This is a genomic window from Isoptericola variabilis, from assembly GCF_050311655.1.
GTDB lineage: Bacteria > Actinomycetota > Actinomycetes > Actinomycetales > Cellulomonadaceae > Isoptericola > Isoptericola variabilis.
In genome coordinates this window covers 1-349 of record NZ_JBNOZM010000018.1, presented here as the reverse complement: position 1 = coordinate 349, position 349 = coordinate 1, and the positions used below count along the sequence as shown (strand labels likewise).

Below are 349 nucleotides of genomic sequence, written 5' to 3'. Positions count from 1 at the left end.
ACTCCCGACAATCCCCACCATTGCCTGCTTAAGCAGAATTTCTGTCATCATGGACAGCACGGAACGGGTGAAGCTGCGCCAGTTCTGCTCACTGCCGGTCAGCATCGCCGCCATATTCTGTGCAATACCATCAAAGGTCTGCGTGGCTGCACTTTTTACCTGCGACATACTGTCCGTGGCGCTCTCTTCCCACTCACTCCAGCCGGACTTCAGGCCTTTGCTCTTTCGCAAGTTTCTAGCTCTTTATCTTTTGTATGTTTGTCTCCAAGAACATTTAGCATAATGGCGTTCGTTGTAATGGTGGAGAAAGATGTGAAATTCTTTGGCATTGGCAAATCCAATATTGATC

1 protein-coding gene is annotated in these 349 nt (G+C 48.4%); it reads right to left on the bottom strand.

Going from position 1 to position 349, the window contains the following annotated elements:
- The coding region (locus ACQP60_RS20885; protein ID WP_429736572.1) for a phage tail tape measure C-terminal domain-containing protein at positions 1–231 on the bottom strand (231 nt) is incomplete at its 3' end.
- Between the last annotated feature and the right edge of the window lie 118 nt (positions 232–349).